The sequence below is a fragment of the Pseudomonas sp. 2822-17 genome (assembly GCF_002742485.1).
Lineage (GTDB): Bacteria > Pseudomonadota > Gammaproteobacteria > Pseudomonadales > Pseudomonadaceae > Aquipseudomonas > Aquipseudomonas cyclaminis.
This window is the reverse complement of sequence record NZ_LJRZ01000559.1, coordinates 22,567-35,365: the sequence shown is the minus strand read 5'-3', so window position 1 is coordinate 35,365 and position 12,799 is coordinate 22,567. Positions and strand designations below refer to the sequence as shown.

Annotated in this window: 16 protein-coding genes; 5 read left to right on the top strand and 11 right to left on the bottom strand. The window is 64.2% G+C overall.

Going from position 1 to position 12,799, the window contains the following annotated elements; genetic code table 11:
* The 5 genes from gspD to gspG form a co-directional block, all read right to left on the bottom strand.
* A partial coding sequence (gspD, locus tag AOA60_RS23390) for a type II secretion system secretin GspD (RefSeq protein WP_099586439.1) occupies positions 1 to 2,069 on the bottom strand: 2,069 nt, incomplete at its 3' end.
* Positions 2,066 to 2,578, bottom strand: a complete 513-nt coding sequence (gene gspM, locus AOA60_RS23385; protein WP_099586434.1) for a type II secretion system protein GspM — start codon at positions 2,576 to 2,578, stop codon at positions 2,066 to 2,068. The genes gspD and gspM, both read right to left, overlap by 4 nt.
* Positions 2,571 to 3,641: a type II secretion system protein GspL gene (gene gspL, locus AOA60_RS23380; protein WP_099586433.1), complete on the bottom strand. Its 1,071-nt coding sequence runs from the start codon at positions 3,639 to 3,641 to the stop codon at positions 2,571 to 2,573. The genes gspM and gspL overlap by 8 nt, the downstream gene beginning before the upstream one ends.
* Entirely contained in the window at positions 3,638 to 4,516 is an 879-nt protein-coding gene (gspK, locus tag AOA60_RS23375; RefSeq protein WP_158235051.1) for a type II secretion system minor pseudopilin GspK, read from the bottom strand. Before gspK ends, gspL begins: the two co-directional genes overlap by 4 nt.
* An 8-nt stretch (positions 4,517 to 4,524) precedes the next feature.
* Positions 4,525 to 4,974: a type II secretion system major pseudopilin GspG gene (gspG, locus tag AOA60_RS23370; RefSeq protein WP_099586432.1), complete on the bottom strand. Its 450-nt coding sequence runs from the start codon at positions 4,972 to 4,974 to the stop codon at positions 4,525 to 4,527.
* 147 nt (positions 4,975 to 5,121) lie between these two features.
* Between gspG and gspI the strand changes: the two genes are divergently transcribed.
* A complete protein-coding gene (gene gspI / locus AOA60_RS23365) occupies positions 5,122 to 5,487 on the top strand; it encodes a type II secretion system minor pseudopilin GspI (RefSeq protein ID WP_099586431.1) in 366 nt (121 codons plus the stop codon).
* On the opposite strand, the gene AOA60_RS23360 is transcribed toward gspI, so the two are convergent.
* Positions 5,474 to 5,905: a type II secretion system protein N gene (locus tag AOA60_RS23360; RefSeq protein ID WP_099586430.1), complete on the bottom strand. Its 432-nt coding sequence runs from the start codon at positions 5,903 to 5,905 to the stop codon at positions 5,474 to 5,476. The two genes, gspI and AOA60_RS23360, sit on opposite strands and share 14 nt — an antisense overlap.
* A 93-nt stretch (positions 5,906 to 5,998) precedes the next feature.
* Here AOA60_RS23360 and gspH point away from each other — a divergent pair, with 93 nt between their 5' ends.
* Together gspH and AOA60_RS23350 are read left to right on the top strand one after the other, a co-directional pair.
* The gene (gspH, locus tag AOA60_RS23355) at positions 5,999 to 6,451 is read left to right on the top strand and encodes a type II secretion system minor pseudopilin GspH (RefSeq protein WP_099586429.1); all 453 of its coding nucleotides are present in this window, start codon (positions 5,999 to 6,001) and stop codon (positions 6,449 to 6,451) included.
* Entirely contained in the window at positions 6,448 to 7,053 is a 606-nt protein-coding gene (locus AOA60_RS23350) for a type II secretion system protein GspJ (RefSeq protein ID WP_099586428.1), read from the top strand. The genes gspH and AOA60_RS23350 overlap by 4 nt, the downstream gene beginning before the upstream one ends.
* Positions 7,054 to 7,457: 404 nt before the next feature.
* On the opposite strand, the gene AOA60_RS23345 is transcribed toward AOA60_RS23350, so the two are convergent.
* The 3 genes from AOA60_RS23345 to AOA60_RS23335 are packed head-to-tail and all read right to left on the bottom strand — an operon-like array spanning position 7,458 to position 9,608.
* Positions 7,458 to 8,384, bottom strand: coding sequence for a FecR domain-containing protein (locus tag AOA60_RS23345; RefSeq protein ID WP_099586427.1), 927 nt, complete (start codon positions 8,382 to 8,384; stop codon positions 7,458 to 7,460).
* A gap of 37 nt (positions 8,385 to 8,421) precedes the next feature.
* Positions 8,422 to 8,967, bottom strand: coding sequence for an RNA polymerase sigma factor (locus AOA60_RS23340; RefSeq protein WP_099586426.1), 546 nt, complete (start codon positions 8,965 to 8,967; stop codon positions 8,422 to 8,424).
* Positions 8,964 to 9,608, bottom strand: coding sequence for a secretin and TonB N-terminal domain-containing protein (locus tag AOA60_RS23335; RefSeq protein ID WP_099586425.1), 645 nt, complete (start codon positions 9,606 to 9,608; stop codon positions 8,964 to 8,966). Before AOA60_RS23335 ends, AOA60_RS23340 begins: the two co-directional genes overlap by 4 nt.
* A 217-nt stretch (positions 9,609 to 9,825) precedes the next feature.
* Between AOA60_RS23335 and AOA60_RS23330 the strand changes: the two genes are divergently transcribed.
* Positions 9,826 to 10,137, top strand: a complete 312-nt coding sequence (locus tag AOA60_RS23330) for a hypothetical protein (protein ID WP_099586424.1) — start codon at positions 9,826 to 9,828, stop codon at positions 10,135 to 10,137.
* A 56-nt stretch (positions 10,138 to 10,193) separates the two neighbouring features.
* On the opposite strand, the gene AOA60_RS23325 is transcribed toward AOA60_RS23330, so the two are convergent.
* Positions 10,194 to 11,261, bottom strand: coding sequence for an NAD(P)-dependent alcohol dehydrogenase (locus tag AOA60_RS23325; protein WP_099586423.1), 1,068 nt, complete (start codon positions 11,259 to 11,261; stop codon positions 10,194 to 10,196).
* Between the two features lie 149 nt (positions 11,262 to 11,410).
* Here AOA60_RS23325 and AOA60_RS23320 point away from each other — a divergent pair, with 149 nt between their 5' ends.
* Entirely contained in the window at positions 11,411 to 12,229 is an 819-nt protein-coding gene (locus AOA60_RS23320; RefSeq protein ID WP_099586422.1) for an alpha/beta fold hydrolase, read from the top strand.
* A gap of 44 nt (positions 12,230 to 12,273) precedes the next feature.
* Here the strand turns inward: AOA60_RS23320 and AOA60_RS23315 are convergent, their stop codons facing one another.
* Complete coding sequence (locus AOA60_RS23315) at positions 12,274 to 12,660, bottom strand: DoxX family protein (RefSeq protein ID WP_099586421.1); 387 nt, start codon at positions 12,658 to 12,660, stop codon at positions 12,274 to 12,276.
* Positions 12,661 to 12,799: the final 139 nt, after the last annotated feature.

Genomic DNA, 12,799 nt, shown 5'->3' with positions numbered 1-12,799 from the left:
TTGGTCTTGCTCACACTGCGCTTCTCATTGCGAAACAACGCCCCCAGCCCCGGAATGCTCGACAGCCACGGCACTGCGTCATTGCTCTGGCTATAACCATCCTGCAGCAAGCCACCCAGCACCATGATCTGCCCGTCATCCAACAGAATGCTGGTATCAATCGCCCGCTTGTTAGTCACCGTCCCCGCGGCCACCGACGCCCGGGAATCCACGCTGCTGACTTCCTGATAGATATCCAGCTTCACCGTGCCGCCCTCGGAAATCTGCGGGCGCACGTTCAACTTGAGCCCCACTTCTTCACGCTGCACGGTCTGGAACGGGTTGTTGCTGGTGCCCCCGCCGCCGGTGACATAGCTGCCGGTGACAAACGGAATCGTCTGCCCCACAAAAATGCTCGCCGCTTCGTTGTCCAGGGTCAGCAGGTTGGGCGTGGACAGCACGTTGGTACCGCCCTTGCTCTTCAAGGCGCGGGCCAGCACCTTGAGGTCGAGCACCTTGCCGATCCCTGGAATATCCACGGTGCCGTTGACCAGGCCGATGTTCAGGCCCTTGGGCAATACATCAATGCTGGTGGGACTGGCGGGTGTGCCGTTCAAGCCGCTGCCGCCGAGGTTGACCCCACCAAACCCGCCGCTGCCTGCCAGGTTGCCGGCCTGCCATTGCACGCCGAACTCGGTAGCGTCGTCCTCACCCACTTCCACGATCAGGCTTTCGATCACCACCTGGGCGCGGCGCTGGTCGAGCATGTCGATCACTTCGCGCAGGTTGCGGTACAGCGGGTCCGGCGCGGAGATCAACAAGGTGTTGGTGGTGGCGTCGGCCTGGATGGTCACGCCGCCGGCGCTGAACGCGGTGTCCTGGTCCTTGGACGGGCTGCCGGTAGCTTGCGGGTCCTGGCCATAGCTCGATTGCACGCCGCTGCCGGTGGGCGTGCCGCTGCTGTTCTGCGCGTTGCTGGCCGGGGTGGTGGTCTGGCCGTTGCCGCCCATGGCACTGAGTTTGCCGCGCGCCTCGTCGCTGACGCCGGAATCGCTCTCGCCGGTCAATAACCCGCGCAGCGACTGGGCCAGCTTGCCCGCCTGGGCGTTGCGCAGGTACACCACGTGCATATTGCTGGGGTTACTCTGGGCGTTGTCGAGCTTGTAGATCAGGTTGCGCGCCAGCTCGGTGCGCTCGGGGCTGCCGGAGCGAATGATGATCGAGTTGGAACGCGGATCGCCGATCACATTGATCTTCTGGGTCTGGTCGGCGCCCTGGGTTTCGAGCAGTTCGGCGACCATGGCGGCGATGTCGACAGCGATGCCGTTCTGGATCTGCACCACGTCGGTGTCGATGGCGCTGGGGGTGTCGATGCCACTGATGATCTGTGCAACCCGCGCCAGGTTTTCCGCATAGTCGGTGATGACGATGCTGTTGTTGCCGGGGTAAGCGTTGATCGGGTTGTTCGGCGACACAATGGGGCGCAGCACCGGGATCAGGTTCACCGCGTTTTCGTATTGCAGGCGGAAGGTGCGGGTCTGCATGCCACTGCTGCCAGCGCTGTAGATCGGCCCGCCGAGCAACTTGGCATCGGCCTCCGGCACCACCTGGGCCACGCCGCCTACATCCACCACGCTAAAGCCCTGCATGCGCAACGCGGCCAGCAGCATGTCGTAGGCCTGATGCGCGGGGACCTGGCCTTCGCTGACCAGGGTCAGGTTGCCCTTCACACGCGGGTCCACCAGAAATTGCTGGCCGGTGGCACGGGACAGTGCGCGCACCACCGCCTGGATATCGGCGTCGACGAAGTTGAGTTGCACCGGTTGGTCGCCCAACGGGTTACGCGCCTTGACCGTCGCCGGGGCCTGGCCACGGGCGCTGTTGGTCACCCGATGCTGCACGGCGGGCTTGGGGACAAGTTCGCGCTGGCGATCCAGCACGCTATCGCCGCTGCGGCGCGTGTCGGCCAACGGCTGGCCGAGTTCGCTGTCCACCAGCAACGGCTTGGGCGCCTCCTGGCTGCTGCATGCACTGAGCGCCAGCAACAGCAGTGGCGCGGCCATACGAAAAGGGGGGACTGACCACTTCATGAAGCTTCCTTAGCGCCAAGCGCCTGATCCATGCGAACGGTCCCGGACACAGTGCCGGCCGAGGTGTCGACGGCGTCCGGGGCACGTTGCAAACGCGCCTCGGACACTTCCAGAGAAAATGAACGGGGATTGCCCAGCAACCAGCCCACCACGGCGTCGGCCGGGGCGTTGTCGAAGGTCAGGCGCCAACTGCCGGCGTCCAGCGCCTGCAACTGGTAATGGCCTTGCAGACCGGCGCTGTCCAGGGCCTGGCGCAGCGCCGCCTCATCGGCGGGCCGAGGTGCGGTGACGTCCTGCAACAGCACCTGCAAGGCGGCGGCCTGGGCGCGCAGCTTGGGGGTTTCGGCCTGCCAATAGTCGATCTTCTTCAACGCGGGCTGGACCAGCACCAGCCAGGTCAACAGGCTCGCCAGCACCAGGCCGACGCCCACCAGCATGCGTTTTTCACGCAGGGCCAGGCCGTTCCAGAACACCTGAGTCTGGCCGCGCATGCGGCGCCATTTATTCATCGCCGGCTCCCGGTTTTTCTGCGACCTGCGCAGGGGCAATGCTCCAGCCATGGTCGTCCCGCGTGGCGGCAAACCCTGCCTGCGCCAAGGCCGCCTGCCACTCGTCCTCGACGGCCGGGCTACGGCTGTCGGCCAGCAACGCCAGTTGCAAGCGTCCTTGTTCGAAGGTCAGGGTGTCGACGCTGCCCACCATGAACGGCAACTGGCTGCCCACCAGTTGCAGCAGGCTGGGAAAGCGTTGGCCGGGATCGGCGGCGGCGCCGGTCTGGCGTGCCGTCAGTTGCTGGCGGGCCTGCTGCAACGGATTGAGCACCACCGGCAACTCGGGAAACGCCTGGCGTACCTGCTGGCTCATCAACGCTTTGAGCCGCAAGCCTTCATCCGCCTGGCGGGCGGCATACAGATTGAGGCCAACCGTCCAGACCAGCGCAGCCAGCGCGACACAGGCCAGCGCCCGGCCCCACCCACCCTTGGAGCCTTCGCGCAGGCGTGCGTGCAAACCCCAGGCGGGCACGGCACCGGCCCAACGTTGCGCAGCGTCCACCAGCTGCATATCGAGGGCCTGCAACCCCAGCGGGTGCACCGCCGCTTGTTGCAGGCTGTCGCGGGTCAACAAACAGCCTTCGTCCAGCGCCGCTGCGCCCACGGGCAAGGCGTAGGGCGCCGGGTACAGGCCGCGCAGTTTGAGTTGCGCCAGCGCCAGGACCTGACCGAGCCGCTCCAGCCCGGCCTTGGGCACCCAGCCGACCTGCACGCGGCCGTCGCTTTCCCGGGGGCCGTGGGCCACGTGCATCTGCTCCACCGGGCCGAGGATCAACGCCTGGGCCGCGCAGGCCACGGCGGCCTGGGTTTTGGCGGCGGGCAATGGCGGCAATTCGAGGCTCGTCAGCAGGCTGTCGCGGGGGTGCAGAAAACAGTCCACCGCGTGGCGGCCCTTGCCCAATTGCGCCAGGTTTTCATGACCTTCGCGGACCACCGCGCCACGCTCCAGCCAGGCCCATTTCACCCGGCTGTCGACACTCAATTCAGCCAGCGGCGGCAAGGCAATGCGCAAGCGTTTCATACGCCCACCCGCGACCAGATCACCTGGGGCCGGCGACTCTCCGGACGGTGCAGCAGCGCATCAAGGGTCCCCCGCCGTTGCGCCTGCCGCGCCTGGCCCTGCAGGCGAAACCACTCGCTGGTGATGCCCACCTGCACCGTGTCCACCGCCACCTGCGGCAAGTGCAGACGGTTGACGAAATCCCCCCGGTTGATAAACCAGTGCCCGCCGTCACGTTCAGCCACCAGCGCCTGGGCCTGGGACAGGCTCAGTTGCGGCACCACGGCGCTGAGCACTTCGGCGCGGGCGGTGTTGCCGTTGACCCAGGTGACGTCGGGCAGCACGCTGATATAGGTCTGCAGGCGCTGCACGACCTCGGGGTCGAGGCCTTCGATACCACTCAAGTCATCCAGGCTGCGCAGCATCGGGTATCTGGCAGGCGTGTCGAGTTGCTCATAGGACGCGATCACGCGCTGGCTGATGCGCCGGCTCACGGCCGGGTCAACGCCGATCAGGCGGCACAGGCGTTCGAAGCTCTGCACTTGCTCGACATCCACCCGCTGGCGATTGACCAGGTTGCGCAGGTTGAACTTGCCCTGCTCGTCTTCAACCCGGCCTTCGAACGCACCGCCCTGGGCACTGGCCCACGGCTGATCCAGGCGGGTCAGCACGTCTTTCTGGCGCGCTTCCCACAGCATCTGCCGGCTGCGCTCAAGGCCGCCTTGCAACAGCCACTGGCCCTGGATGCGCATCTGCTCGGCTTCCAGGCTGCGGGTAAACACGCTCTGGCGCGTGAGCATGGCGCCGGCGATCACCGCCACCACGGCGGCGATCAGCAGCGCGCTGATAATCGCCATGCCGCGCTGCTTCACCACTGGGGGCGAATACCGTTTCATGGCGCGCCTTACAACTGCCAGGAGCCAATATCGGCATTCACACCATCGCCATCCGGCTGGCCATCGGCGCCGAGGGAGAACACATCGACTTCGCCGTTGGCGCCCGGATTGAGGTAGTGGTACGGGTGGCCCCACGGGTCATTCGGCAAACGGTCGAGGTAGGCGCGCCAGCTGGTGTTCTTGGCATCCGCCGGGCGCTCCACCAGCACTTTCAGGCCCTGGTTCATGTTCGGGTAGGTGCCGTGGTCGAGGCGGTAGAGTTTCAGCGCCTGCATCAAGCCGCCGATGTCTTGCCTGGCCGCCGTGGCCCGTGCCTGGTCCGGCCGATCGAGCACCTTGGGCACCACCATCGCCGCCAGGATCCCGAGGATGACCACCACCACCATGATCTCGATCAAGGTAAAGCCACGCTGGCCGCGAGGGCCTGGCAATGGGGACGTTAGGCGCGCGATATCCATCTCGACATTCCTTGGGTGAGTGCATTTCGTGGCGCAGTGTTGCAAGAACACATGTCAGTCGTATTGAAAATCCTCGGGAGGTTCGGTCGCCAATCGGTCAACTCGCGGCGCTAGTCTGCGGGCCTGTTTCCAGGCTTTGAGAGCGTCATGTACGGCCATCGCAACGAGCGAGGATTTACCCTGATTGAAGTGCTGGTGGCGCTGGCGATCATTGCCGTGGCCATGGCCGCCGCTGTGCGTGTGGCTGGGTTGATGACCCAGAGCAACGGGCTGTTGCGGGACAAGTCGATGGCGCTGCTGGCGGCGCAAAGTCGCCTGGCGGAAGCCCGGTTGGAGGGCAGTCTGCGCAGCGGCAAGCAGACCATCGAGTGCGACCAGGGCCGCCTGAAACTGCGCTGCGAGCAGACCGTCAGCGCCGATGGCCCGCTGTTTAAGATCACCGTCCTGGTGCTCGACGCCAGTCGCGAAGCGCCGCCCCTGGCGCGCCTTGCCACTCAGGTCATGGCCGAGTGAGGCGCGGCAATGCGGGAGCGTCCGGCAGCTTGTCGAGGTTGACGCGCAGTTTCTCGCCGCCCCGTTCAATCTCCACACCATCGCCTTCGATGGCCGTCAGCCGCACGCCGGGGCTCAGGCGCTCACCCAATAGAAAGCTGCGCGGCGGGCCGTCGTTGAGGCTGAGGATCGCCACCGCACCGCGCGCGCCGGCGAGCACGCCAGTGACCTTGACCTGCAACGCCGTCGGCGCATTGGAAAACCATTGCAGCGCCGGGTTATCACTGCGCGCCGCCAGGGCCTGCGGGGTGGCCTGGGGCGTATGGGATTCAGCGGAGGTGAGTAACAGTGGCGTCCACACTACCCCGCCGGCCAAGGCCGCCAGCAGCGCGCCGATCTGCACGCCCTGGGCGGGGGAAAATCGCAGGGAAAAAGCCATGGGTGGGACCTCCTGTTTGTCCGAGTCTCCAGCGTACAGGCCAATTCGCACGTTTTTATTTCACAACCTCGCCAGTTCAGCGGGTGCCCCGCGATGAAACAACACGGCTTCACCCTGATCGAGCTGATGGTGGTGCTGGTGATCATCGGCATTGCCAGTGCCGCCATCAGCCTGAGCATCAAGCCCGACCCGCTGCACCTGCTGCGCAAAGACGCCGAGCGCCTGAGCCAGCTGTTGCAAGTGGCCCAGGCCGAAGCCCGCGCCGACGGCCGCCCGATTACCTGGCGCGCCGATGCCAAGGGGTTTCGCTTCAATCGTCGCAGTGAGGACGGAATGGGCATGGAGGCGTTCAAGGGCGATGCCCAATTGCGCCCACGTCTATGGGAGAGCCCGTCGATGCAGATCAACATCGAACCCAGGCAGACCCTGGTACTCGATGCCGAGTGGATCAACCCACCCGTGCGCGTGGTGCTGTCCGACGGGCAACACAGCCTCAGCCTGCAACGGGATGCCGCCGGTTTGATGCGTGTGGTGAGCCTGCCATGAAGCGCGCTGAACAAGGTTTTACGCTGATCGAAGTGATGGTCGCGATCATGCTCATGGCGGTAGTCAGCCTGATCGCCTGGCGCGGGTTGGACAGCGTGACCCGTGCCGATCATCACCTGCAGGCGAGCACGGAACAGACTGAGGCCATGTTGCGCGTACTGAACCAGCTGCAACGGGACATCAGCCTCAGGGCCAGTGTGGAACTGACTGTGCCGAAAGACGGCGCCGATGGGTTGGCTGGCGTTTCCGTTCGCAGCTCCGACAGCAAAGGGTTTCAGTTGGACGTGATCCGCAGTGCCCCCGTGGCAGGCGATGGCTTGCAGCGGGTGCGCTGGTGGCTCAAGGGCGACAGCCTGTATCGCGCCGCCGCGCCGGCGCGGGATCGGTTTCCGTTACCGGCGGCCAAGGATGGGGTCGTGGTGTTGACCGGGGTCAGCGATTTGCAGGTGCGGGTGTGGGAGGCGGACAAAGGCTGGCGCCAGTTGAGTGGGAATCGGCGGGCGGATCCGCTGGGGTTGGAGATTCGGTTGGTCAGGCAGACGGCGCAGGGGGTGGAGCGGTATCGGCAGGTGCTGGGGCCTTTGCGGGTGGGGGGCGACTGAGATCAAAAGCCAGAGCCGATGCTGGCTGACATCGGTCTGATATGGAGATCCAAATGTGGGAGGGGCGGTGCGACGATTCGCCTTGTCCCGATGAGCATGGGTATCTACACAACTCTGTGGTGAGCGGGCTTGCACCCGCGCTGGGCTGCGCAGCAGCCCTAAAAGGTCACCGCAGCGTGCCAGAATCAATCGAGGTGAAAGTTTGGGGCCGCTTCGCAGCCCAGCGCGGGACAAGCCCGCTCACCACAACAGCCTATTTGCCATAGATTCACCATCCATTGAAAGATGTGTAGATACGCATGCCTCGATGAGGGAGTGTCAGTTGATGCAACTTTGACTGACCCACTGCTATCGTCGCACCGCCCCTCCCACATTTGGGCTGGGTTCAACTGAAGAGACCTGGCCTAACTCAACAAAACAACGCCCCCAGGCAACTCCGTACACTTGGCCCCATACGCATCCCGAATCAACAGCGCCACGCCCGCCAACTGCTGCAGACTGAAGCGCGCCTGCACCCGGCGCCGTCCCAGCTCCTTGTTAAGCAGCACCAGCATCCCCGGCCGATAGCGGTTGATTTCATCCACCACCGTCGCCAGCGTCGCGTTATCGAATACCAACACCTGCTCACGCCAGGCCACCACCGCCTGCGTGTCCACCGTCGTCACGGCACTGACCCCGGCAGCGTCATAGCTTATTTGCCGACCACTGCCCAAACTCAGACTGTTGCCGCCAACGTCCACCGACAGCGATCCTTCGATGCAGGTGACGCACACCCGGCGATCGGTATGCCGCACATTGAACCGCGCCTGCGCCGCACTCACCCAGCCTTCCCCGGCCTGGACCTTGAGCGGTTGCGCAATATGGGCGACGACCTCGACCTCGCCTTCGAGCAGTTCAATCCCCTGCCCCACCCGGCTGATGCGTGTCTGCGTGTTGAGTTCCAGGCTCACGCCGTCGCTCAACAACACTTGGCGCTGCTCGCCGACCTCGGTGCGATAGTCCGCCGTGAGCCCGGAAAAACCGCCTGGCACACCGACGCGCACCATCACCACCGCCGCCGACGCGGCAATCGCAGCACCGAGGAATGCGCGACGCCCGAACTGACGCGGCGCAGACGTTTGCTCCAGCGCCGGTGCCAATTGCTGCCACAACTCTTTGGCCTGTTCAAACGCCTGGGCATGCTCAGTGCTCTGGTCGCACCAGGCTTTGAGGGCCTTGGCATCGGCCACGGTGGCGCGGCCCGAGGTCAGCAGGAGCAGCCAGTCGCGAGCTTCATCGTGCAAGGGGCTGGCGGCGGACGGCCGGGCGAGGGAGAGGCTAAAAATGTTCAAGCGCGCACATACTCACGGTTTTATCAGGGACTCAACACTAAGACGGTTTTCCGGCGCCGGGACCGAACCGCTGGATCACTTTTCTTTCCAGACGCTTGGCGCAATGCCCCAGGGCGGCCTTGATTTCTTTCTCCACCATGCGCGTGGAGATGCCGAAGCGCTGGGAGATTTCCAGGTGCGGCGCTTCTTCCAGGCGGGCGGCGATCAGGATCTTGCGGCGACGCGCGGGCAGCTCATACAGGGCTTTGACCAGGGACTGGATTTCTCGCTGGCCGCCCACCACCCGCGACGGGTCCTGGGCTTCGTCGGCGCTTTGCAGCAATTCTTCCACCTCGCTGCCGGTGAGCAAGCGGGCGTCGGCCTGGCGGCGGTCGGCGGCGATGTTCAGGGCCATGCGGTACAGGTAGGCATTGGGTTGCGCCAGGTTCGGCGGCACTTCCATGCGGTCGACCCGCAGGTAGGTTTCGTGCAGGACGTCGTTGGCCAGGTCTTCCGAGCCCAAGCGCTTGCGCAAGCGCACCTTGAAGTCTTCGTAGGATGCCAGGAACAAGCTGACCATCGTACTGTGCCCGGTATTTTTCATCCGCCCGAGGCTCCTTTTACGGCTGTGCATTCCATGCGTGTTCCTGTGGTGTCGGGCATCAAGAGCAAAGTCAGTGGTTGGCGCAGTGAACTCGGCGCCGGGCGTTCCACCCGCGCAGCGCCGAGGCCGCGAACCAGTGCTTCATCGCGTTGTTCATCGCCGGTGGAGCTGACCAGCCGGCTGTGTTCGATCCTGCCATCGCGGTTGACCCACACCTGCACCAGCGCCCGAAAACTGCCGGGGCGGGTCAAGGGCGAACGGCACAGGCTGGTCTCGATGGCCTGCTGCAAGGCCGTCGCGTAGCTGTTATTGATCCGCGCAGCGCTGCGGGCCGCCGCACCACGAGCCGGGGGCGGTTGGCTGACCTCGGGCAACTGCAAGGTAAACGCATCGCTGCGTGCATAACGTGCCATCAGGCCGCTCCCCGTCAGCAACATCGCCAGAGCCTCCTGCGCCGTGAAACGACCGCGCACTCCAAAGGAGCGACGGCCCCGCGTCAATTCGCGGTCCACCAGCACCGCCATCCCGGTGGCGCGGCTGTAGGCTTGCAAGGCATGTTCAAGGTCTTGCGCGGGCAGGTTCAGTAACAACGGCGGCGACTGTGCCCGCGCAGCGCTGCCGCCGGCCAGCAGCAACAGCAAGACCAGGGCGCATACGGCGCGCCTCCAGGCCCCCTGTTCACCCCCTGCGTTGCATCGCTGCACGGCCGACGCGCCCTAGAAAACCGTCATCCTGAGGCCCGTTTATGAACCTGATGTTACGGTGATAGCAAAAAAAACATCACGGTGACGAGAAGCCGGCTGCACTAGACTCCAAAGCCTTACCGGCCCACTCCCTCGGGCCTGCCAGGAGGCCATGATGAAGCTGCTCCCGACGCTCGCCAGCCTGTTGCTGTGCGCCGCCCTGCCCTTGCTCGCCCACGCCGACAACGCGCCCGGCGGTTGCACCGAAGTCACGGTGGATGGCTACAAGGCGCCCGACTATGGCTGCCTGGGCCAACAGATGGGCAATGACACGAATGCAGCCAAGGCCGCGAAAAAAAACCGTGAGGCGCAAAACCTGTCCGTGGAAAAACGCCCGCCTAACGCCGTGGGCTTATCCACCCCGGCGGCAACCAGCGTGCGCATGGGCAATACCTTTGGTACATCGGTCAAGCCGCAACGGCCGTGAGCCTGGGGGGCAAGCCCCCTCCCACAAGGGTTATTCGGTAGATTGGAGAGCGAGGCTCAGGCCGCGTGGCTTTCCTTCTTCAAACTCTCCATATCGATCACGAACCGGTACTTCACATCGCCCTTGAGCATCCGCTCATACGCCTCGTTGATACCCTGGATATCGATCATCTCCACATCCGAGACAATCCCGTGTTTGGCGCAGAAGTCCAGCATGTCCTGGGTTTCCTGGATGCCGCCGATCAACGAGCCGGCCAGGCTGCGGCGCTTGAAGATCAGGCCGAATACCGCTGGCGACGGGTGCGGGCTGTCCGGGGCGCCGACCAACGTCATGGTGCCGTCGCGCTTGAGCAGGTTGAGAAACACGTCGAGGTTGTGCGGTGCGGCGACGGTGTTGAGGATGAAATCCATGCTGTTGGCGACCTTGGCCATTTCATCCGGGTTCTTCGACACCACCACCTGGTCCGCGCCCAGGCGCAGGCCGTCTTCGCGTTTGTTGGGGGAAGTGGTGAACAGCGTGACGTGCGCGCCCATGGCATGGGCGATCTTCACCGCCATGTGGCCCAGGCCACCGAGGCCGACCACGCCGACCTTCTTGCCGGGGCCGACCTTCCAGTGATGCAGCGGCGAATAGGTGGTGATGCCCGCGCACAGCAACGGCGCCACCGCAGCCAGGTTGGAATCGTCGTGGGAGATGCGCAGCACGAACTTTTCCTTGACCACGATGCTGTCGGAGTAACCGCCGAAGGTGTTTTCACCGCCGAATACCGGGCCGTTGTAGGTGCCGGTAAAGCCGTTCTCGCAGTACTGCTCCTCGCCTTCGGCACAGGATGGACAGTGCTGGCAGCTGTCGACCATGCAGCCGACACCGGCCAGGTCGCCCACCTTGAATTTTTTCACGTTGGCACCCACCGCTGTTACGCGGCCGACGATTTCATGGCCGGGTACCGAGGGGTACAGGGTGTTGTTCCACTCGTTGCGCGCGGTGTGCAGGTCGGAGTGGCACACGCCGCAATAGAGGATATCGATCTGTACATCGTCCGCCCCTGGCGCACGGCGCTCGAAGGTGAAGGGCTTGAGCGAATCCTTGGAGTCCCGGGCGGCGTAGCTGTAGGTCTTGGCCATTTCGTTCACCTGCGTGATCAGACTGTGGAGGTCAGTGGACCAGCATAGACGCTGAACCGTTCAACCGAGCACACCCGTACAAGCCCTTCGTCAGGTTTACGGCAATAGTGCGCCAGCGTCTTCTCGCCCCCCTCAACCAGGAGTTTTCCATGAGCACATTCGTTGCCAAAGACGGTACCCAGATCTATTTCAAGGACTGGGGCAGCGGTAAACCCGTGCTGTTCAGCCACGGCTGGCCGCTGGATGCCGACATGTGGGAATACCAGATGGAATACCTCAGCAGCCGTGGCTACCGCACCATCGCGTTCGACCGCCGTGGCTTTGGCCGCTCGGACCAGCCGTGGACCGGCAACGACTACAACACCTTCGCCGACGATATCGCGCAACTGATCGAACACCTGGACCTCAAGGACGTGACCCTGGTGGGCTTCTCCATGGGCGGCGGCGACGTGGCGCGCTACATCGCCTGTCACGGCAGCGCGCGGGTTGCCGGGCTGGTGCTGTTGGGTGCAGTCACGCCGATCTTCGGCCAGCAGCCGGATTACGCGCAGGGTGTACCGCTGGACGTGTTCACCGGCATCAAGGCCGGCCTGCTCAAGGACCGTGCGCAGTTCATCGCGGACTTCAACACGCCGTTCTTCGGTCTCAACAAGGGGCAGACGGTCTCCGAAGGCATCCTGAGGCAGACCCTGCAAATCGCCATGCTGGCGTCCCTCAAGTCGACCGTGGATTGCGTCACCGCTTTCTCCGAAACCGACTTCCGTCCGGACATGGCCAAGATCGACGTGCCGACCCTGGTGATCCACGGTGATGGTGACCAGATCGTGCCGTTCGAAACCACCGGTAAAGTGGCCGCCGAGATGATCAAGGGCGCCGAGTTGAAGGTCTACAAGGACGCGCCCCACGGGTTTGCCGTGACCCACGCCCAGGCATTGAACGAAGACTTGCTGGCGTTCCTCAATCGCTGAAACCGCTCTCCTTATTCGGCCGGGTTTACCCGGCCTTTTTTTATTCAGGCAAAACGCTGGCCGAGCACAAAGCGCCCCGGCCCGGCAATCAGCACGCTGGTGAAGATGATCAACAGCAGCCAGCCGAACTGCCCTTCAAACACCGTCCACTGCGGATGCACCACCACCATGGCGATCAACAGCACCGCCAGGATCGGCAGGCACGCCAGGCGCACCCACACGCCGGCAACGATCAGCACCGGGCACAGCACTTCGGCAAAGATCGCCAGCAGCAGCGTGACGTGGGCGCCGAGGTGAAACGGGTCTTCGATCAGTTGCAGTTGTTCGTTGTAGTTGAGCACCTTGGGCACACCATGCACCCATAGCAGGAACAGCGCCCCGCTCGCCCGTAGAAACAACAGCCCCAGATCCTGATGTCTTGATTCGCTCATAGGTGCTCCCTGTTGGTTGAACGGTGGATTGTGTCCACTGAGCAGCGCGCAAGATTGCAAGCCTGTGCTGTTGTTCATGATCGCCGCCGGGGCGATAGTGGTCGCCCTGGCACTGGAACTGGGCATGCTTTGGCTGAAC